The following is a 26,410-nucleotide window of genomic DNA, read 5'->3' on the forward strand; positions in this document are numbered from 1 at the left end:
AACTTCCCTGCAAACGTAATGATGTTGGATATCACTCTTATCTATTCTATCCACAAATCCTGTAGATAGAAATTGTCCATTGTGATTGACCCGCATTGCAATGCAGCGCTTTCCGCAATGCGGCAGAACATCCGCCTCCAGCAGGCTACGGACCACTCCGCATGTCGAAATCCTATGTTGTTCCGTCGCGCCTGAGCGCGCGACAAGTTCTGCCAGCCATCGCAGGCATCTATATCAGCCAGACCATCATCACCGCACTGACGACGCAGGCCCTGCCGTCGCTGCTGCGTGATGCCGGGGCATCGCTGCAAGTTGCGGGCCTGACCGCCCTGCTCTGGATTCCCTGGGGCTTGCGATTCATCTGGGCGCCCGCCGTGGAACGCTGGCGGCTGCCCGCCCATCGGCTGGAACGGCGCTCACGTACCTTGATCCTGACGGGCCAGTGGCTGATATCCGCCATTCTGTTCCTGCTGGGGCTGGCGGCCTTGGCTGGCTTTTTCTCACTATCCGATCATGCCGGATGGATTCTCTGCGGCTTGCTGCTCGCCGCGCTGGTAGCCGCCACCACCGATGTCGCCAGTGACGGATTCACCGTGGAACAATTGGCAGCCCAGCAACGTGGCTGGGGCAACGTGGCCCAGGTCGGCGGCAGCTATATCGGCGCCATGCTGGGCGCTGGCGGATTTCTGCTGGTCGCCGGCAAGGCCGGCTGGCCCTGGGCCCTGATGGCCGCAGGCCTGGCAACGCTGTTGCTCAGCATCCCCATGCTGCTGTTGCGTGAACCGCCGCGCGAACACGAACTGGCGCAGGGGCACCGCCCCGGGCTGCTGCATGCGCTGCGCCGCCCGGAAATCCGTACCGGCCTGCTCCTGATGCTACTGGCCAGCGTGGGAGTGCGCCTGACGCTGGGCATGTTCGGCCCCTTCCTGCTGGATCGCGGACTGAGCCTGGAACAACTGGGCTGGCTTTTCGGTTCGCTGCATATCTTCGCCGGGCTCTCTGGCGCCTGCCTGGGCGGGCTGCTGGTACGGCTGGTCCCCGGATGGCGGGCCGTATGGATTGCTGTCGCGTTGAAAGCCTGCGTGCTGGCAGCCCTGGCGCTGGCTGCGCCATCCGCCTCGTTGACAGTCCTGATGGTATTGGTCGGGCTGGTATTCGCCGTCCTGGGCTTTGTCTGGGTCGCCTTGTATTCCGCCTTGATGGGGCTGGCATCACCGCTGCAGGCAGGCGTGGATTTCACCCTGTTCCAAAGTGCCGATGCGCTGCTGGCTGTTGCCGGCGGAATGGCAGGCGGGTGGCTGGCGCAGCACTTGGGCTACCCGGTCTTTTTCGGGCTGGCCGCAACGTCTGCAGTCATTGCGGTGATCGTGATCAGAAGCCAGGCTCCGTCCCTGGATGGCCTGGATCCGGAATTGCACTCCCATGGCTGCTGATTCCCGTCCCGCCTCCCCCAGCGTATGGAGCATCATGCGGCCGGTCGGCAGCCAGATCCGAGCCGCGATGATTCTGGCAGGGCTGGCTGCTTCGGCAGCGCTGGGCGCGCTGTGCGCACTGGCCTGGGCCGTGCATGGACTGCTCACGCAGCCCGGCCCGTGGCCCTGGCAGCCATTGCTGCTGGCTACCTGCCTGACGGTGCTGGCCTATCTGCTGCGGCTGAGCGGCTTCAATCAATCACATCTGGCCGCGTTTCGCCTCGAAACCCATTTGCGCACTGCGCTTTCGGCGCATCTGGCCCGCGTGCCGCTGGGCTATCTGCAGCAAACGGGCTCCGGAGCGTTGGCCAAGGTATTGATGGATGACGTCAAGGCATTGCATGTTTTCGTGGCTGACAGCACACCGCTCTATGCCAGGGCATATGTTTCGCCCGTCCTGACCTTCATCCTGCTCTGTTGGCTGGATTGGCGCCTCGCACTGGCAGCCGCAACCGTGCTGCTGCTGGGAATGGCGGTCGTATCTCTGGCCATGCGCGGCAGCATGGAAATGATGTCGCGCTATCACCATGCCAGCGAGAACGTGAGCAAGGCAGTGGTGGAATATGTGCAGGCCATGCCAGTGGTACGCACTTTCGACACCGGCGCCACCACCTTTCAGCGCTACCAGCAGGCGCTGGACCGGTTCTGGGACGTCGTCCAGCAGTGGTACCGCATGGCCGGGGTTTCATCGCGCCTGTCCGTCGCCATCCTGAACCCGCTCCCTACCCTCGCTGTCTTGGTCTGGCTGGGCGCCTGGCTGCTCAGCCAGGATGTACAAGCCACTTCCACCTGGCTGGCAGCCTTGCTGGTAGGCACCGGCATGGCCGAATCCCTGTTGCCGCTGATGTCGCTCAAGCACCTGGTTGCCAAGACGCAGATGAGCATCCACCGTATTCACGAAGTCATGGCCGAACCCGCACTGCCGGCACCTGATGCCAAACGGGCCAGGATGCCGGCAGATGCCAGCGTGCGCTTCGAACGCGTGAATTTCCGCTATGCGCCGGATGGCCCGTTGGTCCTGCAGAATGTGAGCTTCCACGTGCCGCAAGGCAGCATCACGGCGCTGGTCGGGCCATCCGGTGCTGGCAAAACCACGGTGGCGAGGTTGATTCCACGTTTCTGGGACGTGAGTTCGGGCTGTATCCGTGTGGGCGGCGTGGACGTCCGGGACATGCCGCCAGACACCTTGATGCAACAGCTGGCCTTCGTTTTCCAGGATACCTTCCTGTTCGCCGACACGATTGCCAACAATATCCGGCTGGGCATGCCTGGCGCCACGCTCCAGGCCGTGATGCAGGCAGCCCAGGCCGCACAGGCTCATGATTTCATCATGGCGCTGCCGCAGGGCTATGACACCCCCGCAGGGGAGCGTGGCGTCTTTCTGTCCGGCGGACAGCGCCAACGCATCACCATTGCCCGGGCCATTCTGCAAAACCGGCCAATCCTCATCCTGGACGAAGCCACTGCCTTTGCCGACCCTGAAAACGAAGCCGCCCTGGTGACTGCGCTCTCCCACCTGATGCGGGGAAAAACCGTGTTGATGATCGCGCACAGGCTATCGACCATCCGCGATGCAGACCAGATATTGGTTTTCGACCAAGGCTGCCTGGCCGAAAGCGGGCGGCACGAAACCCTGTTGCAGCAGGCAGGGGTATACGCCAGGCTTTGGCGCGGCTACGAAGCCGCCCAGAACTGGTCGCTGACAGGAACACTGGCATGAAAAAACCGGCCTCCGGCCCACGCATTACCTCGCTGCGCGAGACCTGGCAACTATTGCTGCGCAATGCCCGCAGCCGTGCTCCCCGGCTGCGGACCAGCCTGATCGGGTTGGGCGTGGCCGCCGCCATGCAAGGCCTGGCACTGGCCTGTCTGATGCCGGCTTTCCAGGCACTGATCCCTGTGCCGGACTGGCAGGCCGCCTTGCCCTGGCTGCTGGCCATGACAATCCTGCTGTTGGCCAGCAGCGCCATCCGCTGGCATGCGCAAGGCTTCGACTACGACGGCGACATGGTATGCAATACGCACGAACTGCGCACGGAGCTGGGCGCACAGTTGCGCCGCATTCCGCTTGAATTGCTGCAGGACAAGCGTACTGGCGGCGTCAACGCGGCCTTGCTGGGCAACGTGGACGAAACCCTGAGCTACGTCCTGACCATCGCCAATATGATGGCCAGCGCCTTGATCACGCCCGCCGTGGTTGCCCTCGCCGCCCTCTGGTTCGACTGGCGCATGGGCCTGGTCCTGCTGCTGGTGTTTCCTTTGCTGGTCCCGCTCTACCGCTGGCGTCGCCCTGCTTTCGGCCGTGGCATGCGCCTGCTCGCGGACGCCAACGAACGCGCCAGCAGCGACATACTGGAATATCTCCAGGGCCTGCCCATACTACGGGCAGCCTGTTGCGCCGGCGCGCGCGCCGAGACCCTGCAGGACAGCTTCCGTCATCTGGAAACGGTGCAAACCCTCGGCCATCAAAAAGGGGCGAAGCCCAACCTGATCCTGACCACCGTCATGGAGCTGGCCGTGCTGCTCGTGGTGTTCGTCGGCACGCTGCTGGCCGCCCAGGGCACGCTGGACATTGCCATCCTGGCAGCCCTGATGGTCGTGGCCGTTCGTTTCGGGGAACCCTTGGCCACCTTTGTGCTGTACGCCAAGATACTGGACCTGATCGAGGCCGCACTGGGGAAAATCAACGCGCTGCTGTCTCTGGCGCCACTGCCGCAGCAACAACCGGTGCAAATGCCGCAGACCTTCGATGTGGCGTTCGAAGCCGTGGAATTTTCTTATGCCTCAGCAAGTACGCCATGCCTGCGCCACCTGGACGCCAGGATTGCAGCCCGCAGCCTGACTGCGCTGGTCGGCCCTTCCGGCAGCGGCAAGACAACCGTGACGCGCCTGCTGATGCGGCATGCCGATCCACAGGCCGGGCGCATCCTGATCGGCGGGGTGGATATTCGCGCCATCGCCCCGGAACAGCTGAACTCGCTGATTTCCGTGGTATTCCAGGACGTTTACCTGTTCGACGATACCATCCTGGCCAATATCCGCATGGCCCGTCCCGAGGCAACGACCGCCGAGGTGGAAGCTGCGGCGCGGGCCGCGCATTGCCACGATTTCATCTGCCGCCTGCCCTCAGGCTACGACACCTGCGTGGGCGACATCGGCGGCAGGCTTTCCGGCGGAGAACGCCAGCGCATCAGCATCGCCCGCGCCATGCTGAAAAATGCTCCCATTGTGATTCTGGACGAGCCCACCGCCGCGCTGGATACGGAAAGCGAGGTAGCCGTCCAGGCCGCGATTGATGTTCTGGTACGCGAACGTACAGTCATCGTGATCGCACACCGTCTTTCCACTATCGCCGGCGCCGACCAGATCCTGGTCATCGACGCTGGCGAGATCGTAGAGCAAGGCCGCCATGCCGAATTGCTGGCACGGCCTGGCCGTTATGCCAGGATGTGGCAGGCCCAGCAAAGCGCAAAAAACTGGCATGCCGGGCGCCGTGCGCAAGACCGTGATTCACTCCCGGAAGCACTCATATCCTGACATTCCGGCCGGCTGGCAGGGAAACAATCAATTCGATGACCAGGACGCCGGCCAGCAGCAGGATGGGCAGGTGCCAGTCACCGGTACGGTAGTAGATCGCCCCCACCAGCAACGGCCCGGCCACAGCGATCAGGTATCCCACAGTCTGTGCCATCGCGTAAAGCCGGGTCGCAACGTCAATACTGGAAGCCTTGGCCGCGAACAGAAAAGCCCCCAGCGAAGGCCCCGCCCCCTGGCCGAAGCCCCGCAACAGCGCCCACAGCCAGGCTGAACCCAACGGGGCATACATCAATCCCAGGGTGCCCGCCAGGCAGCTCAGCACCGTCGCGGCAATCCATGGGCGCTGGTCAGCACGGCGCGATGCCAGCAGCGGCGTGATGAAGCTGCCCACCATCAGACTGAGCTGCGATGCCGAGAAGATACCGGCAGCCCCGGCCTGCGCGCAAACATCGAAACTGAACCCCGACGACCAGGAAAAAATCCTGCGCGCGCGTGAAATCCTGCTCAATGAGTACGCTCAGCCGCTTACCATTGCCTATTTGAGCGCTGCCGTCGGCACCAATGATTTCAAGCTCAAGCAGGGTTTCAGGGAGTTGTTCGATACCAGTCCGTACCGCCTACTGACTTCGGTACGGATGGAAAAAGCCCGGGAGTTGCTGGAAATGGGCGCCCGCGTTTCAACCGCCGCCTATCAGGTCGGCTATCAGCATCTATCGAGTTTCAATACGGCCTTCGAACGTTATTACGGCCATGCTCCCAAGAGCGTGGCCCATGCTGGCAAGGAACGCGATTCGCCAGCACCCCCTGCTGCCCGCCAGGTATCAGCCCAACAGGCGTTCGTCCGCCATCGCCTCGTCCCGGCGGTCCCAGTCACGACTGGCCATGCACGCGCGTATGCGAGCCATGGCCTGCGTGCGCAACTGGCAAACCCGCCCTTCGGTCACCCCCAGAACCAACGCTACCTCCTTGAGGTTCATGTCTTCCTGGTAGAGCAAGGACAGCAACAGTTTTTCTCGTTCCGGCAGTTTTTCCAGCGCTTCGATCAGGACCGTGCGGAAATCCGCCTGCATGATGGCATTGAGGGGATTGGCACGGCCCTGGTCGGAAAAAATCCAGTCGTGGCCAGATTCGTCCTGGCCGTGGGACAGGTCTTCGGCATAAAGCAGTTGTGCCCCGTGCGCATCCTGCAACATTTCATGGTACTGCGACAGGCTGACCCCGAGCTCCTCGGCCATGGCCGCCTCGGTCGCCGCCTGGCCAGTGCGGGCTTCGACGCTGCGCATGGCATCTTCGATGCGACGCGCTTTTTCGCGCACGCCACGCGACAGCCAATCCATGCCGCGCAATTCGTCCATCATGGCCCCACGGATGCGTTGGGTCGCATAGGTGGCAAATTGGGCATGCGGCATTTTCCGATATTTGCGCACGGCATCAAGCAGGCCCATGCTGCCTGCCTGTATCAGGTCATCCAGCTCCACCGACGCCGGCAGGCGCGCCAGCAGGCGCAGCGCGATCCGCCGGATCAGGGGCAAATACTGTTCGATGAGTTCCGATTCTTTCAATGACACGCCTAGCGACCATGAACGCCGGCTCCGCCTGGGCGCCGGGGGAGCATCAGAAATTTAGCGGGCAGCCAGCCGCCTCAGACCGGCATGCTGGAGATTTCCTGGTAGGCCGCAACGAAGCGGTTGCGTACCTGTACGGTCATCTGAAAAGCGATACCAGCCTTTTGCATATCCAGCATGACATCGTTGAGCGCAATGCCAGGCTGACCGGCCTCGTAGGCCTGCGCCTGCTGGTTGGCGGATTCCTGCATGGAAGAAACCCGGGCCAACGAGCGTTGCAGTTCCTGGGCGAAGCCGCTTTCCCTGGCCGCGCCCGCTGCCCGCATTTCGGCCGTAGGCGCAGCGCCTGCCGCACGCGCAAGCTCACGCATGCTGGACAACAATTGCTCGATTCCGGACATTTGCACCATGGCCATTCAGACTACCTTTTGAACCCTGGCGCAAGACATGCGCGCAGGTATTGGCGCCAGGCAGCAGCACTGCCCACCGCGGGAAATTGCCAAAACACAATAGCAGATATAACTGGCAGACGCAGCCGCACCAGCGCCTCCTGATGCTCACCAAAAGACAGGCCATCACCGCTGCAAAAACAAGCCGGCATGCGGCTTTCAGCTTCGTTTCCTGCTACCTGCAAAAATTGATTAGCGCCAAAAATGGCGGCTTTTCAGCGTTTATTCCCCTACTGCCGACAGCGATAATCCCCAGCTCGAATATAGAGGTCCGCCTCGTGCCGCAACCCGTATTTCTGCTGAGAATCGCGCTACTGCCATCACTAGCCTGCGCCGCCCTCCTCCAAGGACTGTCCGCATGAGTCAAGACACAGTCCCGGGCCGCCTGTCCGGTTTCTTCACCCGCTTTCCGCAGTTGGCCTTCCTGGCCCGCGTGCCCAAGCCGGCGCTGCTGGGCGCGGGCGCCCTGGCCATTGCCTTGCTGGCGGTCGCCCTGCTGTGGTCGCGCGGCCCTGAATACCGTGTCCTGTTCTCCAACATCGAAGAACGAGACGGCGGTGCGATCGTGACCGCGCTCACCCAGATGAACGTGCCCTACCGTTTCAGCGATAGTGGCACGGCCCTGCTTGTTCCCGCCGAGAAAGTCCATGAAACCCGCCTGGCCCTGGCGGCCCAGGGGCTGCCCAAGGGTGGCTCGGTCGGTTTCGAACTGCTCGACAACCCCCGTTTCGGCGCCAGCCAGTTCAGCGAGCAGGTCAGCTACCAGCGCGGCCTGGAAGGCGAGTTGGCACGTTCCATCGAATCCCTGCATGCCGTGGAACGCGCCCGCGTGCACCTGGCGCTGCCGCGCCAGTCATTGTTTGTACGCGAGCGCCAGAAGCCCACCGCGTCGGTACTGCTGACGCTCTACCCCGGCCGCCAGATCGACCACGCCCAGTTTACCGCCATCAGCTGGCTGCTGGCTTCCAGTGTGCCGAACCTGCACGCGGATGACATTTCCGTGGTGGACCAGAGCGGCCGCCTGCTATCCACCCCCCAGGGCGAGGAATTCGGCTTCGATGCCGACCAGCAACGCCGCGCGCGCCAGATCGAACAGCGCGCCGAAGAACGCATCCTTGCGCTGCTGAACCCCTTGCTGGGCAGCGGCAATGTGCATGCGCGCGTGACCGCCGACCTGGACGTTTCCCGCCGCGAACAGACTTCCGAAAGCTATCGTCCCAATCAGTCGCCCAATGAAGCAGCGGTACGCAGCCGGCAAAGCAACCGCCGCGAGCAGACCGGCCTGGCCCCCGCAGGCGGCCCGCCGGGCGCACTCAGCAACCAGCCCGCCCCGACTGCCGTCGCGCCGATAGATGCGCCCGCCACCGGCAATGCCGCTAGCCAGGCAGAAGCCGGCAAACCCGCCGCCCCGGCCGCACCGACGCAATCCAGCACCGATGAAACCATCAACTACGAAGTGGACCGCACCATCGAACATGTGCGCACGCCGGCCGGAGAAGTACGGCGGCTGTCGGTGGCCGTGGTGCTGAACTACCTGCCTGACGCGCAAGGCGTCCCCCAGCCCTTGTCCCCCGAGGACATGGCCAAGATCGAAGGCATCGTCCGCGATGCCGTGGGCTACAGCGAAGCGCGTGGCGACAGCGTCAGCCTGGCCAACAGCCCCTTCACCGAAAACCTGGCGCAAACAGACGAACCGCCTTTCTGGCGCGACCCGTTCTACCTGGACCTGGGCCAATCCATGCTGCAATACCTGCTCTATCTGTTGCTGGCGCTGTTTGCCTGGCGCGCCGTCATCCGCCCCATCCTGAACCAGCGCAATGCCCCGGCAGCCGCGCCGGCGGCGCCAGCGACGGCGCAGTCCGAAGCGCAGTTGCAGCAGATTCGCGAGGCGCAGAGTGCCGCGCTGCGTGAACAGCAATTACAGGCCGAAAAGCACAGCCACGAAAAGAACCTGGCCGCCGCCCGCGAACTGGCGCAGAAGGACCCACGCGCCGTGGCCATGATTATCCGCGCCTGGATGGAGGGCAAAAATGGCTAAGTCCCCCTCTGTCACCGAAACGGAACTGAACGGCCTGCAGAAAAGCGCCATCCTGATGCTTTCCCTGGGCGAAGATTCCGCTGCTGCGGTATTTCGCCACTTGCAGGGCACGGAAGTCCAGGAACTGGGTGCGGCCATTGCCAACCTGAAGCAAATCTCGCGGCAGGACGTCAACAGCACGCTGAGCAGCTTCCGTGACGATGCAGAACAGTTCCTGGCCGTTTCCATCGGCTCGGACGACTACATCCGCGCCGTGCTGACCAAGGCGCTGGGCAGCGAAAGAGCCGCCGGCATCATTGACGACATCCTGGAAGTCAGCAGCACCAGCAGCGGGATTGATACGCTGAACTGGATGGATGCCTCGGTGGTGGCCGAACTGATCGGCGGCGAACACCCCCAGATCATCGCCACAATCCTGGTGCACCTGAAACGCGACCGCTCCGCAGCCATCCTGAATTTCCTGCCGGCCCGCCTGCGCACCGATGTCATGCTGCGCATCGCCACCTTCGGCGGTGTGCAACCCGCCGCGCTGGCCGAACTCACCACGACGCTCAGCACCTTACTGAGCGGCCAGGGCGCCAAGCGCAGCAACATGGGCGGCGTGAGGACGGCAGCGGAAATCCTCAACATGATGAGCACCAGCGACGAGAAATCCATCGTCGATGCGCTGCGCGAACGCGACAACGACCTGACCCAGCGCATCGTCGACGAGATGTTCGTGTTCGAGAACCTGCTGGAAATGGACGATCGCAGTATCCAGACGCTGCTCAAGGAAATCGAGGGCGAAGTGCTGACCATTGCGCTCAAGGGCGCGCCGGAAGACCTGCGCGAGAAATTCCTGGGCAATATGTCGGTACGCGCCGCGCAGATCCTGCGCGAGGATATCGAGATGCAGGGCCCGGTGCGCATGTCCCAGGTCGAGACCGAACAGAAGAAGATCCTGGCGATCGCCAAGCGCCTGGCCGAAGACGGCCAGATTGCCCTGGGCACCCAGGGCAACGACGCCTATGTCTGAACAAGAAACGCCGCTGCCGCCCAAGCCGCGCAACCGTGCATGGCAACGCTGGCAAATGGCCTCACTGGAAGCGGAAACCGGCGCGCCTGATTCACCTGACGCACCTGACGCGCCTGTGACGCCCCCGAAACCGGAAGAAGTCGATCCGCGCGCGCTCATCGCCCAATGGCGCGAGCAGGCCGAGCAACAGGGCTATGAACTGGGCTACGCCCAGGGCCTGGAAGCTGGCCGGCGCGACGGACTGGCCAGTGGCCGCGAGGCAGGCGAAAAGCAGGGCCATGCCGAGGCACTGGCCCAACGCCAGGAAGAGAACGCCGCACTGCACGCCCGCCTGCACGACATTGTTCGGCAGGCCGACACGGCCGCCAAGCGGTTGGACCGCGAAGTGGGCGACGCGCTGATCCGGCTGGCCCTGGATATCGCCCAGGATATCGTGCGCGCCGAACTGCGCCAGCGCACGGACGCCATCGTCCCGCTGGTGCGGGAAGTCCTGGCGCTGCATTACCAGCAGCCCATCCTGTCCATGCGCCTGCACCCTGACGACTACGCCGTGGTGCAAAGCCAGTTGCCTGCGGAGCTTGCCGCCACCGGCTGCCGATTGAGCGCCGATGCCAGCCTGCAAGCTGGCGACTGCCTGGCGGAAACCACGCTGGGCGACATAGATGCCACCTTGCGCGCGCGCTGGCGCCAGCACGCGGAGGCGCTGGGCGTTGAACATGAATGGGCTGCGGCCGCGCCGCCAGCCAGCCCTTCTGAACCTGGCACGGGCCAGGCGCAAGCCGATGAGCCTCCCGCTTGAACAGCGCTGGCTGAGCCAGCTGCAACTGGCCCGGCAGCGCATCGCGCATTGCCCGCCCTGGCAGCCGCTCGGGCGCATCACGCGAGCGGTCGGCCTGGTACTGCAAGCTACCGGACTGAGACTGCCGGTGGGCGCCGCCGTCACCATCGCCCATGGCCAGGGCGATGATGGCGGCATCGAAGCCGAAGTCGTCGGCTTCGACGGCCAGACCTTATACCTGATGCCCTTGCAGGACATTGCCGGCATCATGCCTGGCGCCCGCGTGGTGCCCCAGTCCCTGCCCCGGCGCCGCGTCACGGCCTTGCCGCCGGGCGAAGCCGATGCCACCCCCGCCAGCCATGCCGCACGCCAGCTGCCGGTCGGTGACATGCTGCTGGGTCGGGTGCTGGACGGCGCCGGCGTCCCCCTGGACGGCAAGGGTTCACTGCAGGATGCGCCGCGCAGCACGCTCGCCCACACCTTCATCAATCCGCTGGACCGCGCGCCCATCCATGACGTGCTGGATACCGGCATCCGCTGCATCAATGGCTTGCTGACGGTGGGCCGGGGACAGCGCATGGGCCTGTTTGCCGGGTCCGGCGTCGGCAAGAGCGTGCTGCTGGGCATGATGGCGCGCTATACCCAGGCCGATGTGATTGTCGTCGGCCTGATCGGCGAGCGCGGCCGCGAAGTGCAGGAGTTCATCGAAACCAATCTCGGCCCGGCAGGCCTGGCCCGTTCCGTGGTGGTGGCGGCCCCGGCTGACGTCTCTCCCGTCTTGCGCCTGCAAGGCGCGGCCTATGCCACGCGTGTGGCCGAATACTTCCGGGACCAGGGCAAGCATGTCCTGCTCATCATGGACTCCCTGACCCGCTACGCCATGGCGCAACGGGAAATCGCGTTGGCCGTGGGCGAACCGCCAGCCACCAAGGGCTATCCGCCTTCGGTGTTCGCCCGCCTGCCAGCCCTGGTGGAACGCGCCGGCAATGGCGCGGCTGGCGCCGACGGCGCCAGCCATGGCTCCATCACCGGTTTCTATACCGTGCTGGCCGAGGGTGACGACCAGCAGGACCCGATCGCCGATGCGGCACGCGCCATTCTGGACGGCCATATCGTCCTGTCGCGCCAGCTGGCGGAATCCGGACATTACCCCGCCATAGACATCGAAGCCTCCATCTCGCGCGTCATGACTGCGATCACCGATGCCGGCCAGCAGGCCGACGCACGCCGCTTCAAGCAATTGTTTTCCCGCTATCAACGCAGCCGCGACCTGATCGCGGTAGGCGCATATGTGCCCGGCAACGATGCACAGCTCGATGATGCCGTGGCCCGCTTTCCTGCCCTGGAACGCTATTTGCAGCAGGGCCTGAACGAAAACATTTCCTACCCGCAGGCCACCCAGGCTCTGGGCGGCCTCTTCACCCAGGCAGGACGCCATGTCTGAAGCCACGCCGCTGGACACCCTGATCGACCTGGCGCGCCAGCGCACCGACGACGCCCTGCAAGCGTTCGGCCAGGCCCAGGGCAAGTGCAACCAGGCCCGCCAGCAGTTGCAGGCGCTGCATGAATACAGCGATGACTACCGGCATAACCTGCAACACGGCATGGGGCAAGGCATGCAAACGGCGACTTACCGCAATTATTCGTCGTTTCTCGACAGTCTGGATCAGGCCATCGCGCAGCAAAATGGGATATTGCAATCTCAGCAGCGGCAATTGGAAGCATTGCGCCAACGCTGGCTGGATGAGAAACGCAAGCTGGACGCCTATGTGACACTGGCCACGCGGCGCACGCACGCAGCCGACCTCGTCGCCCAGCGTCGCGAACAGCGCGCCATGGACGAGGTTTCCGCACGCCTGGCGCGCCAGCCCCTGGCTTACGCCCCCTGATTCCACGCCTGTCCATTTTCCTGCCCGCCCATCATGACGAGTCCCCCCCCCCTGGTACAAGCCAACCAAGCGCTGGAATCCGTGCGAGATCAGGCCGCCGCCCAGCGCCGCGGCGAGGCCCGGCACCTGGAAAACCGAGGCCTGCGGGACACCTTAGAATTTTCGGCGCTTATGGCGCGCCAACAGTTGCGGCCGCACGAAGCGCAAGGCAATGCCTCGCGCCCCGCCGGAGACTCTGACACGGCAGAAGAAACGGATGCCCTTGCGCAGGCGCAAGCGGCAACCGAGGCCAGAACGCACCCGGATGCCACAGCCGCCATGACCCTGGCCGCCACCACGCCGCCGGCAGCGACCGGCGCCAGAGACGCAGCCGCCACGCTGGCGCCGGATGCCGCCGGCCATGGCGATGCCAATGACCCGGACGGCCTGCGCAACACCATGCTGTTCCTGGCCCAGACGCAACGCCCGGCCGCTGCCGGCGGCGCGCAGGCACGGACGGCCAGCATGAGCGGACCTGCCCCGGCGGAGCGCCACACGGATGCCACGTGGCCTGAAACCGGACCAGAAGAAACGCAGGACAGCCTGCGCGCCAGCTTCCTGACCAACGGATTGGCGCCAAGTGCAAGGGCTCAGGTCGGCCGTAGCCGCAGCGGCGCCAGCATGGTCACCGCGGGCCGGGAACCCCGTGCCATTGCGGGGAAAACGGCGGCTGAACCTGCCCTGCCAAGCCGGCCCGGCCTCCGCCACGCAGGTGCGGCCACCGGCGCGCGCCTCGCGCCAGCCGCAGAAGCCGGCTCTGCAGACGCGGCCCAAGCCAGGCTCGTGGCAGACACATTCAGCACGGGCATCGCGGCAGAAACCCGCGGCACGGAGGAAGCGTCTCCGGGCCTATCAATGCAGGTTGCGCCAGCCCCTACCGGCTTGCCGGCCGCCAGCCCGACGGGCGGGCTTCTGCATGGTGCGCCCGGCACCGCACCGGCGCCGCATGCCGGCGCGCTGCCGCAACACCTGGACAGCCCCGCCTGGCAATCCGCACTGAGCCAGCAATTCCTGCGCCTGGGGCAATTTGCCGCCGGCCAGCAATCGGTCGTTCAGCAAATGGACCTGAGCCTCAATCCGGCCTCGCTGGGCCCATTGCGCATCATGATGACCGTACAGGACGGCGTTGCCCATGCCTGGATCAACACGGCCCACTCACATGTCCGCCAAAGCATAGAATCCGCCCTGCCGCAGTTGCAGGACGCCCTGGCCGATACCGGCCTGACCCTGGCGGATACCCAGGTCAGCGACCAGCCCGGGGCGGGCCATGAACAGGCTCAGGCATTTTTCCAGGCTGCGCTGCGCCAGGCCCGCAGTGGCCCATCCGCCAACGTCACCGATAGCGGTGCGGCCTCGCTGGCAAGCGCCGGCAGGGCACCGGCCCGGGTATTGCGCCCCGATGCGCTGCTGGACACTTTCGCCTGAAGCCATAGCCACGAATACCTGCTGAAACCAGGCTTTGTTCTCTGGGCAGGATTCCAGGCCGGTCGGGCACAATCTGGAATCGGGCGCACGCGGCAAGCGTCGCTTTCCGAACAGTCTTATCCCAGGCCCCAGGCGTTTTACTCCGTATTCCTCATGCCAGATATCGACGCCAGCACGTCCCCTCCGCGCAAACGCAATCTCTTCCTGAAATTTGTCGGCGCAGTACTGCTCATCGTACTGTTTGCCTTCGCAGGCATTGGCGGTGCGTGGTTCTACGTCAACCGCGAACACCCGGTGGCTACCGATGCCACCCAGGCAAGCGAACCCGCTGACGCCACGTCCGCCGTCTCGAACGGCAGGGACCCGGACGCCAACGCACCCATGCCGATTTTCGTGGATCTCACGCCTTTCACCGTCACGCTGTCCGACAATGTCATGGAACGGCTGGTGCACATGGCCATCACCGTCCGCCTCAGTGATGAAGAATCCAAGGAAAGGCTGCAACGCTACCTGCCGGAAGTGCGCAACCGCGTGCTGATGATCCTGACCGACCAATCCCCCGAAACCATTGCCAGCACACGCACCCGCGCACGGCTGTCACAGGATATCTCCGAGGCCTTGAGCCGGCCCTTCAAACCGCTGGTGCGGGGCCAGCAGATCATCGACGTGCTCTTCACCGATTTCGTGGTGCAGTAGCGAACCATGGGCTACGAAGCATTCCTTTCTCAGGACGAGGTCGATGCGCTGGTCGCCGAGGTTTCCGGCGACACTTCCGCGCAGGATGCCGCCGAGCAGGCTGATGCGGGCGCGGTAAGGGCCTACGACCTGGGCTCGCCGGACCGCATCGTGCGCCGGCGCATGCAGACGCTGGAACTCATCAACGAACGCTTCGGCCGCAATATCCGCAGCGCGCTGCTGCAATTCATGCGGCGCAGCGCCGACGTTTCCGTCAGCAGCCTGCGCATCATGAAATACATAGATTTCGAGCGCAACCTGCCCGTGCCCAGCAACCTGAACATGGTTGCCATGCGCCCGCTGCGAGGCTCCGCGCTGTTCGTCTTCGACCCCAGCCTGGTCTTCCTGGTGGTGGACAGCCTCTTTGGCGGCAGCGGCCGCTATCACACGCGAGTCGAAGGACGCGAGTTCACCCTGACCGAACAGCGCGTCATCCAGCGCCTGCTGCGGCTGACACTGGATTGCTACGGCAAGTCGTGGGAGCCGGTCTACCCGATAGACTTCGAATACATCCGTTCCGAGATGCACACGAAGTTCGCCAGCATCACCGACAGCAATGAAGCCGTGGTGGTCAGCGCCTTTCGCATCGAGTTCGGCACGGTAGGCGGCACCCTGCATATCTGCCTGCCGTATTCCATGATCGAACCGATCCGCGACCTGCTGACCCGCCCGCTGCAGGACGCGTCGCTGGACGCCGCCGATCGCCGCTGGACCTCGCTGCTGGCACGCGAAGTACGCCAGGCCGAAGTCACGCTGGCAGCGCAGTTCGGGCACATCCCCCTGAAACTGCAGGATTTGCTGAAGTTGAAGATCGGCGACGTTCTGCCGCTGGAAAGGCCGGAAACCGTTCAGGCCAGCGTGAACAACGTGCCGGTAATGGAATGCGAATATGGCCGGCACAACGGCAGTTATGCGCTGCGCGTGCGGCAGATCCTTGCGCACCCGGACCTTGATTCGAATGAGATTGACGCACTATGACGACTGATTCCTCGTCCCCGAACCCACCGCCCCTATCCGCCGATACGCTCGCGCAAGACCTGGGCGGCACGCAGGCTGACGGCCTGGCGCAAGCCGGCGAAAACGCCAGCGGCATGGACCTCTGGGAACAGGCGCTGGCCGAGCAGGCTGCCGCCACGGCGGCCAGCGCCCAGCCGGCGCCGGCCCAGGCTGACGCCACTTCCGCCCCTGCAAGTACAGCCGCCACCCCGAAGCGCGTGGACTTCCCGGCCCTGAGCGATACCGCCGGGACGTCGGTCAATGACCTGGATATCATCAAGGATATTCCGGTCCAGCTGACGGTCGAACTGGGGCGCACGCGCATCACCATCAAGAATCTGCTGCAGTTAGGCCAGGGTTCCGTCATCGAGCTCGATGGCCTGGCCGGCGAGCCCATGGATATTTTCGTCAATGGCTTCCTTATCGCCCAGGGCGAAGTGGTTGTCGTCGAAGACAAATACGGCATCCGCCTGACGGATATCGTGACGCCATCGGACCGCCTGAATCGCCTGAACAAAACCCGCTGACCATGGATTCCGGCTCGATATTGCGCATCATCGCCGCCCTGCTGGGCGTCATCAGCGCGATCCTGCTGGGCGCCTGGCTGATCCGCCGCAGCGGCGTGCTGGGCCAGCAGGCGCGACGCCACGATTTACGCGTACAGGCCAGCCTGGCGCTGGGGCCCCGGCACCGCATCGTACTGGTTTCCGTGGAAGGCGAACGCATGCTGCTGGGCCTGTCGCCGCAGAACATCCAGCATCTGGCAACCCTGCCCCCCGGCGCCGCCGAGGCCGAGGCTGGCGACATCCCGGCTGCCAGCCTGCCAAACGGCAACGCCGCACCTGTGGCCGGCGCCTTCCAGCGGGCGTTGAACCAGTGGCGTGCAGCCCAGCCCTGAACCTGCCCATCATGCATCTGCCTCGCCTGTCCAACGCCCGCTTCGCCGCCGCCTGCCTGGCGCCGCTGCTGTTCCTGGCCTGGCCCATGCCGGCCGCGCTGGCGCAATCGCTGGCCATGCCCGCACTGACTGCCACGCCCGCCGCCGACGGCGGCCAGATTTACTCGCTCAGCGTGCAAACGCTGCTGATGCTGACGCTCATCGGACTGCTGCCAGCCATGCTGCTGGCCATGACCGGCTTCACCCGCGTCATCATTGTGCTGGGCCTGTTGCGCAATGCCATGGGGACCGGCTCCTCGCCGCCCAATCAGGTGTTGATCGGGCTGGCGCTATTCCTGACCTTTTTCACGATGTCGCCGGTGTTCGACCGCATCTATGAAGACGCCTATACCCCGCTGTCGCAAGGCAGCATTTCCTTCGAGGCTGCCGTCGAGCGCGGCGCCCAGCCCTTGCGCGAATTCATGCTGGCCCAGACCCGGGAAAACGATCTGAGCCTGTTCGCCGGCATGGCGGGGCTGCCCGAACTGGAAGGTCCGGAACAGGTGCCCATGCGCGTGCTGATACCGGCCTTCATGACCAGTGAACTGAAAACGGCATTCCAGATCGGCTTCACCATTTTCATTCCCTTCCTGATCATCGACCTGGTCGTTGCCAGCGTGCTGATGGCGCTGGGGATGATGATGGTGCCGCCCGTCACCATTGCCCTGCCTTTCAAGTTGATGCTGTTCGTTCTGGCGGACGGCTGGACCTTGCTGCTGGGATCGCTGGCCCAGAGCTTCAATACCTGACCTGCAACCGGCAAATGCGCCGCCACAGGCGCACCGCCCCATGCACCGGAGAAATCATGACGCCCGAAGCGGTAATGACGCTGGCCTATGAAACCATCAAGATCGCGTTGTCCATTGCCGGACCGCTGCTGCTGGTCATCCTGCTAGTTGGCCTGGCCATCAGCATTTTCCAGGCCGCCACCCAGATCAACGAAATGACGCTGTCGTTCATCCCCAAGCTGCTGGCCATGTGCGGCACGCTGGTATTGCTCGGCCCTCTGCTGATCGAACAATTGGTGGACTACATGCGCCAGCTGTTCAGCGCCATTCCCCAGTTCGCCCAGTAGGCGCAAGGCCAGGACGGCCATGATTGCCCTGACGCTGGACCAGCTTTACGGCTGGATCCACGCTTTCATTCTTCCCTTCGCCCGCATCGGCGCGCTGATGCTGACCGCACCCGTGCTGGGCGACGCGGCCATCCCGAAGAAAATCAAGCTGGCCATCGCGCTGGCGCTCACCCTGGCCCTGGCGCCTGCTGCCGGGCCAATTCCGGATATTCCACCAGGCTCCTGGCCCAGCCTGGCCATCATCGCCAGGCAGCTCCTGATCGGGTTGGCGATGGGCCTGTGCATGCGCGTGGTCTTTGCCGCCGTGCATACGGCGGGCGAATTTGTCGGCCTGCAAATGGGCCTGTCCTTCGCCACGTTTTTCGACCCTGGCGCGGGTGCCAGCACCACCGTGCTGTCACGCCTGTTCAATGCGATTGCTGTCCTGCTGTTCCTGGCGCTGGATGGCCATCTGCTGATGATCGCCGGCCTGCAGCGTTCCTTCGAAAGCCTGCCGCTGGCGGCGCCGCTGGATTTCAGCGGCTGGGGCGTGCTGCTGGAATGGAGCAGCGCCATCATCGTCTCCGGCCTGCTGATGGCATTGCCGCTGATCACCGCTTTATTGACCATCAACCTGGCGCTGGGCATTCTCAACCGGACAGCGCCGCAGATGTCTGTGTTTGCCGTCGGTTTTCCCGTGTCGCTGATTGCCGGCCTGCTGGCGCTGCTGGTCGTACTGCCCAACAGCAGCGGTTTTCTCGGCAATCTGATCCAGGATGGCCTGGAAAACATGCTGCGCCTGGTACAGGCGCTGGCGGGAGGTTGAGCGGCCGCCTTGGGCAGCTCGCCCGCCGAGCCCGCCCACCACGCTAGTCGTCGCCCATCCCCTCGCCCGAGCCGCGCGTACCTGCAGCCTGGCGCTGGCTGGCCGGTGCCAGGCGGAAAACATGTTGCGCCACACGCAGGCCATCGACCCGCTCCATCAAGGTCTGCATGGCTTCGGCCAGACTGTCCACCAGCGAAGAATTCTGCTGCGTCTGGCCGTCGATCTGGTTCATCGCCAGGCTGACCTGTTCAACACCGATATGCTGCTCGTTCGAGGCCAGCGAAATTTCGCTCATGGTCTGATCCACACGCTCGATGGCGGCCATGACCTGGTCCACCATGGAACCCGCCGCCTTGACCTTGCTGGCGCCAGCGTCCACCCTGCCAGTCGACTCCTGGATCAGGTCACGCACTTCGCGTGCCGCCTCCGCGCTCTTCTGCGCCAAAGAACGCACTTCGCCAGCCACGACGGCGAAACCCTTGCCAGCTTCCCCTGCCCGCGCCGCTTCCACTGCCGCGTTGAGTGCCAGGATGTTGGTCTGGAAGGCGATACCGTCGATCAAGCGGATGATTTCCGATATTTTCGCTGAACCGGCTTCGATCTCTTTCATGGTTGCAGCCACGTCGCTGACGCTCGCCCCCGCCTGACCGGCAAGCTGGCGGCAGTCATGCGTCCACTGAGACACCTGCTTGACGTTGTCGACGTTGTGCTTGACGGTTGCACTCAACTCGTCAACGCTGGTGGCGGTCATTTCCAGCGAGGCCGCAGATTCCTCAGTGCGTTGCTGCAGGTCTTTGTTGGCCGAACTGATGGTTTCCAGTACTGTCACCACACCACGGGTATTGCTGCGCATATCCAGCGCCACGCTGTTCATGCCGCAACGCGTCATTTCCAGCGCAAAAGCCAGGCGTCCGACTGGATCATCATCATGGTATTGCAGCGCTGTCCCGAGATCCCCTGCCGCGAGCCGGAATGCGCGGTCCACCACCGCTTCGATGGATTTGCCCGTGCGCGCCGTGAGCCGCCAGCCATACAGGAAGATCAGCAAGGATGCCAGCAGGGAGCCGCCCAGCAGCCACCACATCCCGGTGTCGCCGATGTCTGCCGCACGCAGGTGCCACAGCGAGGTCAGCGCCGCCAGCAGCACCATCAACGAAGAAAAGAACGCATAGCGCAACATGCTGGGCGCCAGCCAGGGCTTGGTCAGCTTGCGCAGTGCGCCTGCCAGTCCGCGCCAGCCGGTCGGGACAATACGGCCACGCACCAGGCGGGCTGCCACCCGATGGCCGGCGCGCCAGCGTTCGTAATAATGCCGAGCGCGGGTTACATGTTGTTCACTGGGCTTGACGCGCACCGACGAAAACGCCACCACCTTGCCAGCTTCGCGTACCGGCGTGACATTGGCCAGCACCCAGTAAAAACCGCCGTCCTTGCGTCGGTTCTTCACGACGCCCAGCCACGAATTGCCGCTTTCCAGGGTTTGCCACAGATCGGCGAAGGCTTCCGGCGGCATGTCCGGATGGCGCACGATATTATGCGGCTGCCCCATCAATTCTTCCCGTGTAAAACCGCTGGCAATCACGAACGCCTCGTTGGCGTAGGTGATGCGACCTTCCAGATCCGTGCGCGAAATCAGGTAATCCGATTCGCTCAGATGATATTCATGGTCATTGACCGGTTGGTTATTTCGCATGCGGTATCTCGCAGTTCATAGCTGGCATCATCGTGGGCAAGGCGTGCCTTGCCTGCGGCGTGAACACTCAGAAGGATTCCCAGTCGTCCTCTGACGCGGTGCGGGTCGGCCGGCGCGGCGCCGTACCGGGTTCCAGCCTGGGAGTGGCGGCAGGCCTGGCGGCTTTGCGCGGCCCGGCAGCAGCGGCTACCGCCGGCTTTGAGGGTGCCGCGGGCCTGGGCCTGCTGGTGGCGCCGTTCAGGCGGGCCGACGCCAGTGCAGCGCCAGCTTGCGTGCGGGCCGCACCGGAAGCAGAAACCTTGAACTCAGCCACGGCATGGGCCAGGCTGGACGCCTGTTCTTCCAGCGAACCGGCCGCCGCCGCCGCCTGCTCGACCAGCGCAGCATTCTGCTGGGTGACCTGATCCATCTGCGCCACCGCGCGGTTGATCTGGTCTATGCCCAACGACTGTTCCTGCGAGGCAGAGGAAATTTCGCCCATGATGTCCGCCACACGCTGCACCGACTCCATGATTTCGCGCATGGTGTCGCCGGCGCGGCCCACCTGGTCGGAGCCGGCATTGACCTTATTGACCGAATCGTCGATCAGTTGCTTGATTTCCTTGGCGGCCTGGGCGCTGCGCTGGGCCAGGGTACGCACCTCGCTGGCCACCACGGAAAAGCCCTTGCCCTGGTCGCCCGCCCGCGATGCCTCGACGGCCGCGTTCAGGGCCAGGATATTGGTCTGGAACGCGATACCGTCGATCACACTGACAATTTCTGCAATTTTTGCCGAACTGCTTGAAATTTCAGTCATCGTGGCAATAACTTCGGACACGGCCTGGCCGCCTCGACGTGCGACGTCCATGCTGCCGGCCGCCAGATGATCCGCCTGACGCGCATTATCGGCATTCTGCTGCACCGTAGAGGCCAGTTGCTCCATGCTGGCCGCGGTTTCCTGCAATGACGCGGCCTGCTGCTCGGTACGGCTGCTGAGATCAGTATTGCCCAGCGCGATTTCCTTGCTGCCATGGGAAATTTCCTCCACCCCACGGCGCACTTGCAACACCATGCGCGACAGGTTTTCCTGCATCTTGCGCAGACCGGCCATCAACAAGCCGATTTCGTTGCCATCCCGGACATCCACCCGCGACGTGAGGTCGCCCTGGGCCACACGGTCCAGCAACTGCCCGGCCTCGCCCAGCGGCCGCAGAACGCGGCGCCGCATGACCTGCCAGGCCACCACAGAGATCAGCAACCCGGCAATCATCAACACCAGTACCGCCAGTTGCGCCCAGTGCTGGCGTCGCACTTCCTGTGTCTGCAATTGCGCAATGTGCGCCTGGGCGGCATCGGTGAATTCGCGCAGCAATTGTCCGCCCTGCGCCAGCAACGCTTCCAGTTCGGCCTGGGACACCGGTTCATCGCTGCCGCCCGACGACAGCGGCAGCAAATTGCGGGCATTCTGGCGCATCAGGGCATGATGGCGCTCCAGCACCTGGCCCAGCGCTTGAGCGGTACCGACCTGCCCGGCCTCGCCGGCAAACAGCGCATAGCGCTCGTCAGCCTGCGACAGTGCAGTCTCGGCCTGATCCAGGGCCTGGCGGATATCCGCCAACGCGCCATCCTCGCTTTCGATGCGCCGCGCACGCTCCATCCAATAATGGCTATTGCTGACCGACGCCGCCACTTCCTTGAGCGGCAACACCTGCCGGGTGGTCAGGCTGTAGAGCGTTTCGAAGGCGTTGCCGGACACCCGCATCCCGTTCCAGCCCAGCGCCACTGCCACCAGCAGCAAGGCCATGAACAGGCCCAGCACCAGCATCATATTGATTTTTATGGACGTATTCCGAAACATGATCATCAATCCCTTTTCACTGCGGCGCGCCGCTACGCCTAGTTATTGCCGTTGAACAGTCCCAGGCTCTGGATCCGCTGGAATGCCAACATGGAGGCTTCCAGCGCATTCTGGTAATAGATCTGCTGGCTATAGGCGGCGAACTCATTCAAACCCACCAGGTTGTCGAGTTGCTTGGCATAGCTCAGGCCCCTGGCGCTTCCCACGGTGTCCAGCGCGGACAGCTCATTCATGCGCGCCCCCAGCGAGGCCTGCACAGTCAGTACGTTGTCATACACGCTGCCCAGCTTGCGCTGCGCCTCACCAACCACGTTCTGGAAGTTGGCAACAGACACGGGGTCGTTTTTGTCCAGCGACTCCAGGGCGTCTATGGTCCGGCGCAAGGTGGAAAACACATCCATATCGGCTTGCGCCATGGGTTCCAGCGTGAAGCAGTCGCCCTCGGCCGGCTGTCCCTGGATCGCCAGCGACAAACCGCCGACGGACAGGTTGAGCCCGGTTTCCGCGTCGTAGGGGCCGCTGTCCAGCACCGTCTGGTTCGCATCGGTCACGACATAGCGCACACCGCCTGCTGCGGGATCGGCCTCGAAAGCGATACGCAACGTCTTGCCGACATGCTCGCCGTCCTGGCTGGTGACCGCCGGCGAACTGAAGGTCGCGGTGCCCTGGTTGCCCGGCGCGGATGAAGCGGCATAAGAGCGATCACCGGGATTGGCGCGGGCAAAGATATTCATTGCGGATTCCGCCGTTGGCATCTGGCGGGTCTGGTCCACCTGGATCAGGCGCTTGCCTTCGTCCCCCTGATAGGCGCCGCTGACCCAGCCGTCGCTATCGGTCTGGAACGGCGCGACATCGCCACGATGGCCCGAAAACATGTAAACGCCATTGCCGTCCCTGGCGTTGGCCTGGTTCAGCAGGCGGTCATAGGATTCCTTGAGCACCTTGGCCAGCGCACGCTGGTCGGTTTCCGAGTAAATGCCATTGCCGACTTCCACCAGGCGTGTGGTCACGTCCTGCAAGGTATTCACGGTGGCGTCCAGCATCTGGCTGGTTTCGCCCATGTTGTGCTTGGCCACCTGTCGATTGGCGGCGAAGCGCTCGTTAAGTTCCAGATTCTGGCTGGTTCGCACTGCCTGGGCGGCCGCCAACGGGTCGTCCCCGGGGCGCACCACGCGCAGGCCGGTGGAAATCTGCTCGAACAGCTGAACCTGCTGCGCTTCCTTGCGCGAGAACTGGCCGAGGGCAATCTGGTACATCAAAGACGAGCTGATACGCATGGCGATATCCTGTAGACGCGGCGCTGGCGGTTACTTCATGGACAGCAGGGTGTCGAACATCTGGCTGGCAACGTCGATCAGACGTGCCGACGCCTGGTACTGCTCGGCGTATTGCATCAGCGCGACCTGCTCTTCACGCAGACTGACGCCCGAGACCTCCTGCTGCGCCGTCAGGCGATGCGTCACGAGATTGTCCTGAGCCTTGCTGGCCGTGGTGACCTCCCCGGTCTTTACCCCGACCTTATTGACGATTTGCAGATAGGTATCGCTGATGCTCAGCGACCCCTGCCCCATCACCTTGTCGGTCTGCAGCTGGGCCAGCTTCAGCGCGTTGGCATTGTTGATGGCGCCGCCGCTGGCATCCGCAGCAGCGATTTCCGCCGGGTTTTCCACGGCCACAGCCAGGCTGGCAGCCGCATTCATGGTGGGTTGCAGCAACCAGCTGTCTCCATGCTCGACGGCCCCCGGCTGCGTGGCGTCGGGCAGGTTCAGGCTCAAGCCGTCGATTTCCACCTGTCCGGCATCGCCGTCGAAGCTCCGTTTCACGCCATCGGACAGGCGCTGAATTTCATACTTGCCGCTGGCGGCGTGATAACTGATGCGGTAATCGCTGGCCTGCAATGCCTGGATATCCTTGACCTCCGCAGTCAGGCCCGCATTGCCGCCCGCACTGGCGCTGCCCTGGTTGGACAGGCTGGCGTGAGCAACCGGCGCCGCGATCGTGAAGAAGTCGCCGCCCGGCTGCCCAGCCTGATCCAGACCCTGGCGGTGCTGCGTATTGAAGGCATGCGCCAGGCCCAGCGCCAGGCGCCCCAGGTCGTTCTGCACGCTGTCCAGCGATTCGCGCCTGAAGGCCAGCAGGCCTCCCAGGCGTCCACCACTCAGGCGGGTGTCATCCAGTTCCACCCAAGTGCTCTCGCCGTTTTCGGCGGGCAGTTCATAGGCAATGACGGTACGGCTGGGGTCATTGGCCGAAGTCATGGCGCGCAGCGGGTAGCTATGATTGCCGGACAGCAGCACCTGGCCATTGCCGACGGTCAGGTTGATGGAGGACCCCTGCTCGACCACCCGCACGCCAACCAGCTGGTTCAGTTCGGACACCAGCTGGTCACGTTGGTCTAGCAGGTCATTGGGCGCCTGACCTGGCGTCGCCGACGCCTTGGCCAGGGTGATCTGCTCGTTCAGCCCGGCGATACGGTCCACATAGCTGTTGATCTGCTCGACCGTCGTGCCGACCTGGATATTGATTTCATCGCGCTGGCGATTGAGCATCTCCTGGGTTTCATTGATCTGCGTGACCAGGCTGTTGGCCTGGCCGATCATTTCCTGGCGCGCCGCCGCGTCGCCCGACTCGGAGGCGACAGCCTGGACGCTGGAGAAAAATGCCTTGAGCGCGGGAGAAATACCGGTTTCGCTATTACCGATCAGATTATTGATCTGGCCGATCTCGTTCAGGTAGCTGTTGTACGAGGACTGCGTGGAACGCGCGGAAACCAGCTGGTTGTACAGATAGGAGCTGTATTGCCGGGTCACCCCGTCAACCGCCACGCCACGGCCATAGAAGCCGGCGCTGGTAGCGCTGCCGCCGACCGAAGACACCAGCACCTGTTGGCGGTTGTAGCCTTGCGTATCGACGTTATTGATGTTGTGGCCGGTCGTATTCAGGCGCGCAGTCGCGGCGTTGATACCCGTCAGTCCCAGGTTGTACAGATTCATGGTCAGGAGACTCTCATAATGGTTGCCTGTCGCCCTGGGCCTGACTTGCCCCGGACACCCCGGCATTCCCATGGAATAACGGTTGCGCGGCGCGGAAATTTAGGGTGATTGGCTAGCGTTCCAGCATCGCCATCACATTGATCAGCTTGTCGGCATAGCCTGGGTCGGTGGCATAGCCGGCTTCCTGGATGCGACGCGCGGCCTCGGCCGGGTCGGAAGCCTGCAGCACCCCCTGATAACGCTCATTGCGCTGCAGCAAACCGGCATAGTCGCGCAAGGCGTCTTCATAGGACGAATAGGCGCGGAATGGCTGCGTCAGCTTGCGCGCCTTGCCGTCCTCGTATTCGGTGGTCATGGTTTCCACCACCGCGCCACGCCAGGCTGGCGTAGCCTTGATACCGAACAGGTTGTAGCTGGGGCTGCCATCCTCATGGCGAATTTCACGCCGCCCCCAGCCGGATTCCAGCGCAGCCTGCCCCAGGATCAACTGGGCCGGGATACCGCTTTCCTGGGCGATACGCTGCGCCATGGGCGCCAGCTTTTCGACGAAACTGGCGACGAAGTCCGGCGCCTGCGCGGCCGCCTTCAGCATTGGCGCCTGGCCAGCAAAGGCCGCGCCAGCGCGTACTGCTGCAACGCCTGCACGTGCGCCACGCCAGAGATTCTGCTGCAACGTCGGACTGGTTGGCGCAAGGCTGCCATCAACGCGCAGCTCACGCGTCAGTTCGCCGGTGCCGCCAGGCCCCCTGCCACTCACGCTGCCCGCTGCACCCGAAACACCCGCCATGGCACTGCCCGGCTGGCGGATCTGCCGCAGCAGCGCCTCGGCCAGCCCCAGGCCGGACTGTTTGCTTGCCAGGTCAGAGGCAATCTGTTGGTCCGCCAACGACTGCATCATGCGCGTCTGTTCGTTGTCGAACAGTCCCTCACTGGGCGTCGCGTCCCGCATGCGCTGGATCAGCATATTGATGAACAGGGCCTCGAACTGCTGCGCCACCTCGCGCTGCGCCGCCTCGCCATCGGGCGACTGCTGCACTTTGGCCCGCAGCCTGTCCATTTCCCGCGTATCGAAAACAAAACCCTGCGCCAGAGAGGCGGCGGTGGAACCGGAAGCAATCGTCATCATGCAGCC

At 63.9% G+C, this 26,410-nt stretch carries 24 protein-coding genes and 1 pseudogene; 17 read left to right on the plus strand and 8 right to left on the minus strand.

Annotated features, from left to right (window positions below; translation table 11 throughout):
- The first annotated feature begins 161 nt into the window (after positions 1-161).
- From EV679_RS10810 to EV679_RS10820, 3 genes are read left to right on the plus strand one after another with little or no spacing between them, the layout of a single operon-like run.
- Positions 162-1,433: an MFS transporter gene (locus EV679_RS10810; RefSeq protein ID WP_130487208.1), complete on the plus strand. Its 1,272-nt coding sequence runs from the start codon at positions 162-164 to the stop codon at positions 1,431-1,433.
- Positions 1,423-3,192, plus strand: coding sequence for an ABC transporter ATP-binding protein (locus tag EV679_RS10815; RefSeq protein WP_242611470.1), 1,770 nt, complete (start codon positions 1,423-1,425; stop codon positions 3,190-3,192). Before EV679_RS10810 ends, EV679_RS10815 begins: the two co-directional genes overlap by 11 nt.
- Positions 3,189-5,009: an ABC transporter ATP-binding protein gene (locus EV679_RS10820; protein WP_130487209.1), complete on the plus strand. Its 1,821-nt coding sequence runs from the start codon at positions 3,189-3,191 to the stop codon at positions 5,007-5,009. Before EV679_RS10815 ends, EV679_RS10820 begins: the two co-directional genes overlap by 4 nt.
- On the opposite strand, the gene EV679_RS17890 is transcribed toward EV679_RS10820, so the two are convergent.
- The gene (locus EV679_RS17890; RefSeq protein ID WP_242611471.1) at positions 4,999-5,517 is read right to left on the minus strand and encodes an MFS transporter; all 519 of its coding nucleotides are present in this window, start codon (positions 5,515-5,517) and stop codon (positions 4,999-5,001) included. The two genes, EV679_RS10820 and EV679_RS17890, sit on opposite strands and share 11 nt — an antisense overlap.
- Before the next feature lie 31 nt (positions 5,518-5,548).
- Here EV679_RS17890 and EV679_RS18055 point away from each other — a divergent pair.
- A pseudogene (locus EV679_RS18055) lies at positions 5,549-5,764 on the plus strand (helix-turn-helix transcriptional regulator); the annotation flags it as partial.
- A 66-nt stretch (positions 5,765-5,830) separates the two neighbouring features.
- On the opposite strand, the gene EV679_RS10830 reads toward EV679_RS18055, so the two are convergent.
- Together EV679_RS10830 and fliE are read right to left on the minus strand one after the other, a co-directional pair.
- The gene (locus EV679_RS10830; protein WP_068371997.1) at positions 5,831-6,571 is read right to left on the minus strand and encodes an RNA polymerase sigma factor FliA; all 741 of its coding nucleotides are present in this window, start codon (positions 6,569-6,571) and stop codon (positions 5,831-5,833) included.
- An 80-nt stretch (positions 6,572-6,651) separates the two neighbouring features.
- Positions 6,652-6,990, minus strand: a complete 339-nt coding sequence (gene fliE, locus EV679_RS10835) for a flagellar hook-basal body complex protein FliE (RefSeq protein ID WP_068371994.1) — start codon at positions 6,988-6,990, stop codon at positions 6,652-6,654.
- A 391-nt stretch (positions 6,991-7,381) separates the two neighbouring features.
- Between fliE and fliF the strand changes: the two genes are divergently transcribed.
- From fliF to fliR, 13 genes are all read left to right on the plus strand, one after another.
- Positions 7,382-9,061 (plus strand): flagellar basal-body MS-ring/collar protein FliF, encoded by a 1,680-nt coding sequence (gene fliF / locus EV679_RS10840; RefSeq protein ID WP_130487210.1) that lies wholly within the window; start codon positions 7,382-7,384, stop codon positions 9,059-9,061.
- Positions 9,054-10,076, plus strand: a complete 1,023-nt coding sequence (gene fliG / locus EV679_RS10845) for a flagellar motor switch protein FliG (RefSeq protein WP_068371985.1) — start codon at positions 9,054-9,056, stop codon at positions 10,074-10,076. The genes fliF and fliG overlap by 8 nt, the downstream gene beginning before the upstream one ends.
- Positions 10,069-10,875 carry a flagellar assembly protein FliH gene (locus tag EV679_RS10850; protein WP_130487211.1) on the plus strand — a complete coding sequence of 269 codons (807 nt, stop codon included), beginning with the start codon at positions 10,069-10,071 and terminating at the stop codon, positions 10,873-10,875. The genes fliG and EV679_RS10850 overlap by 8 nt, the downstream gene beginning before the upstream one ends.
- Positions 10,859-12,298, plus strand: coding sequence for a flagellar protein export ATPase FliI (gene fliI / locus EV679_RS10855; RefSeq protein ID WP_130487212.1), 1,440 nt, complete (start codon positions 10,859-10,861; stop codon positions 12,296-12,298). Before EV679_RS10850 ends, fliI begins: the two co-directional genes overlap by 17 nt.
- Positions 12,291-12,743 carry a flagellar export protein FliJ gene (gene fliJ / locus EV679_RS10860; RefSeq protein WP_130487213.1) on the plus strand — a complete coding sequence of 151 codons (453 nt, stop codon included), beginning with the start codon at positions 12,291-12,293 and terminating at the stop codon, positions 12,741-12,743. The genes fliI and fliJ overlap by 8 nt, the downstream gene beginning before the upstream one ends.
- Before the next feature lie 33 nt (positions 12,744-12,776).
- Positions 12,777-14,207 carry a flagellar hook-length control protein FliK gene (locus EV679_RS10865; RefSeq protein WP_130487214.1) on the plus strand — a complete coding sequence of 477 codons (1,431 nt, stop codon included), beginning with the start codon at positions 12,777-12,779 and terminating at the stop codon, positions 14,205-14,207.
- Positions 14,208-14,360: 153 nt separating this feature from the next.
- Positions 14,361-14,903 carry a flagellar basal body-associated FliL family protein gene (locus tag EV679_RS10870; RefSeq protein ID WP_127773363.1) on the plus strand — a complete coding sequence of 181 codons (543 nt, stop codon included), beginning with the start codon at positions 14,361-14,363 and terminating at the stop codon, positions 14,901-14,903.
- A gap of 6 nt (positions 14,904-14,909) precedes the next feature.
- Positions 14,910-15,920: a flagellar motor switch protein FliM gene (fliM, locus tag EV679_RS10875; RefSeq protein ID WP_130487215.1), complete on the plus strand. Its 1,011-nt coding sequence runs from the start codon at positions 14,910-14,912 to the stop codon at positions 15,918-15,920.
- Positions 15,917-16,465: a flagellar motor switch protein FliN gene (gene fliN / locus EV679_RS10880; RefSeq protein WP_130487216.1), complete on the plus strand. Its 549-nt coding sequence runs from the start codon at positions 15,917-15,919 to the stop codon at positions 16,463-16,465. The genes fliM and fliN overlap by 4 nt, the downstream gene beginning before the upstream one ends.
- Positions 16,466-16,467: 2 nt before the next feature.
- A complete protein-coding gene (fliO, locus tag EV679_RS10885; protein ID WP_068371964.1) occupies positions 16,468-16,836 on the plus strand; it encodes a flagellar biosynthetic protein FliO in 369 nt (122 codons plus the stop codon).
- A gap of 86 nt (positions 16,837-16,922) precedes the next feature.
- A complete protein-coding gene (gene fliP / locus EV679_RS10890; protein ID WP_238591395.1) occupies positions 16,923-17,624 on the plus strand; it encodes a flagellar type III secretion system pore protein FliP in 702 nt (233 codons plus the stop codon).
- 56 nt (positions 17,625-17,680) lie between these two features.
- On the plus strand, positions 17,681-17,950 hold the full coding sequence (gene fliQ / locus EV679_RS10895; RefSeq protein ID WP_068371961.1) for a flagellar biosynthesis protein FliQ: 270 nt from the start codon (positions 17,681-17,683) through the stop codon (positions 17,948-17,950).
- 19 nt (positions 17,951-17,969) lie between these two features.
- Positions 17,970-18,755 carry a flagellar biosynthetic protein FliR gene (gene fliR, locus EV679_RS10900; RefSeq protein WP_127773358.1) on the plus strand — a complete coding sequence of 262 codons (786 nt, stop codon included), beginning with the start codon at positions 17,970-17,972 and terminating at the stop codon, positions 18,753-18,755.
- Between the two features lie 43 nt (positions 18,756-18,798).
- On the opposite strand, the gene EV679_RS10905 is transcribed toward fliR, so the two are convergent.
- The 5 genes from EV679_RS10905 to flgJ form a co-directional block, all read right to left on the minus strand.
- Positions 18,799-20,448 carry a methyl-accepting chemotaxis protein gene (locus tag EV679_RS10905; protein WP_130487217.1) on the minus strand — a complete coding sequence of 550 codons (1,650 nt, stop codon included), beginning with the start codon at positions 20,446-20,448 and terminating at the stop codon, positions 18,799-18,801.
- 67 nt (positions 20,449-20,515) lie between these two features.
- Complete coding sequence (locus EV679_RS10910; protein WP_130487218.1) at positions 20,516-22,285, minus strand: methyl-accepting chemotaxis protein; 1,770 nt, start codon at positions 22,283-22,285, stop codon at positions 20,516-20,518.
- 38 nt (positions 22,286-22,323) lie between these two features.
- On the minus strand, positions 22,324-23,562 hold the full coding sequence (gene flgL / locus EV679_RS10915) for a flagellar hook-associated protein FlgL (RefSeq protein ID WP_068371952.1): 1,239 nt from the start codon (positions 23,560-23,562) through the stop codon (positions 22,324-22,326).
- A gap of 30 nt (positions 23,563-23,592) precedes the next feature.
- Positions 23,593-25,278, minus strand: coding sequence for a flagellar hook-associated protein FlgK (flgK, locus tag EV679_RS10920; RefSeq protein WP_130487219.1), 1,686 nt, complete (start codon positions 25,276-25,278; stop codon positions 23,593-23,595).
- Positions 25,279-25,390: 112 nt separating this feature from the next.
- Positions 25,391-26,401, minus strand: coding sequence for a flagellar assembly peptidoglycan hydrolase FlgJ (gene flgJ / locus EV679_RS10925; RefSeq protein WP_130487339.1), 1,011 nt, complete (start codon positions 26,399-26,401; stop codon positions 25,391-25,393).
- Positions 26,402-26,410: the final 9 nt, after the last annotated feature.

Origin of the sequence: Kerstersia gyiorum (assembly GCF_004216755.1) — a bacterium.
In the GTDB taxonomy this organism is placed as follows: domain Bacteria; phylum Pseudomonadota; class Gammaproteobacteria; order Burkholderiales; family Burkholderiaceae_B; genus Kerstersia; species Kerstersia gyiorum.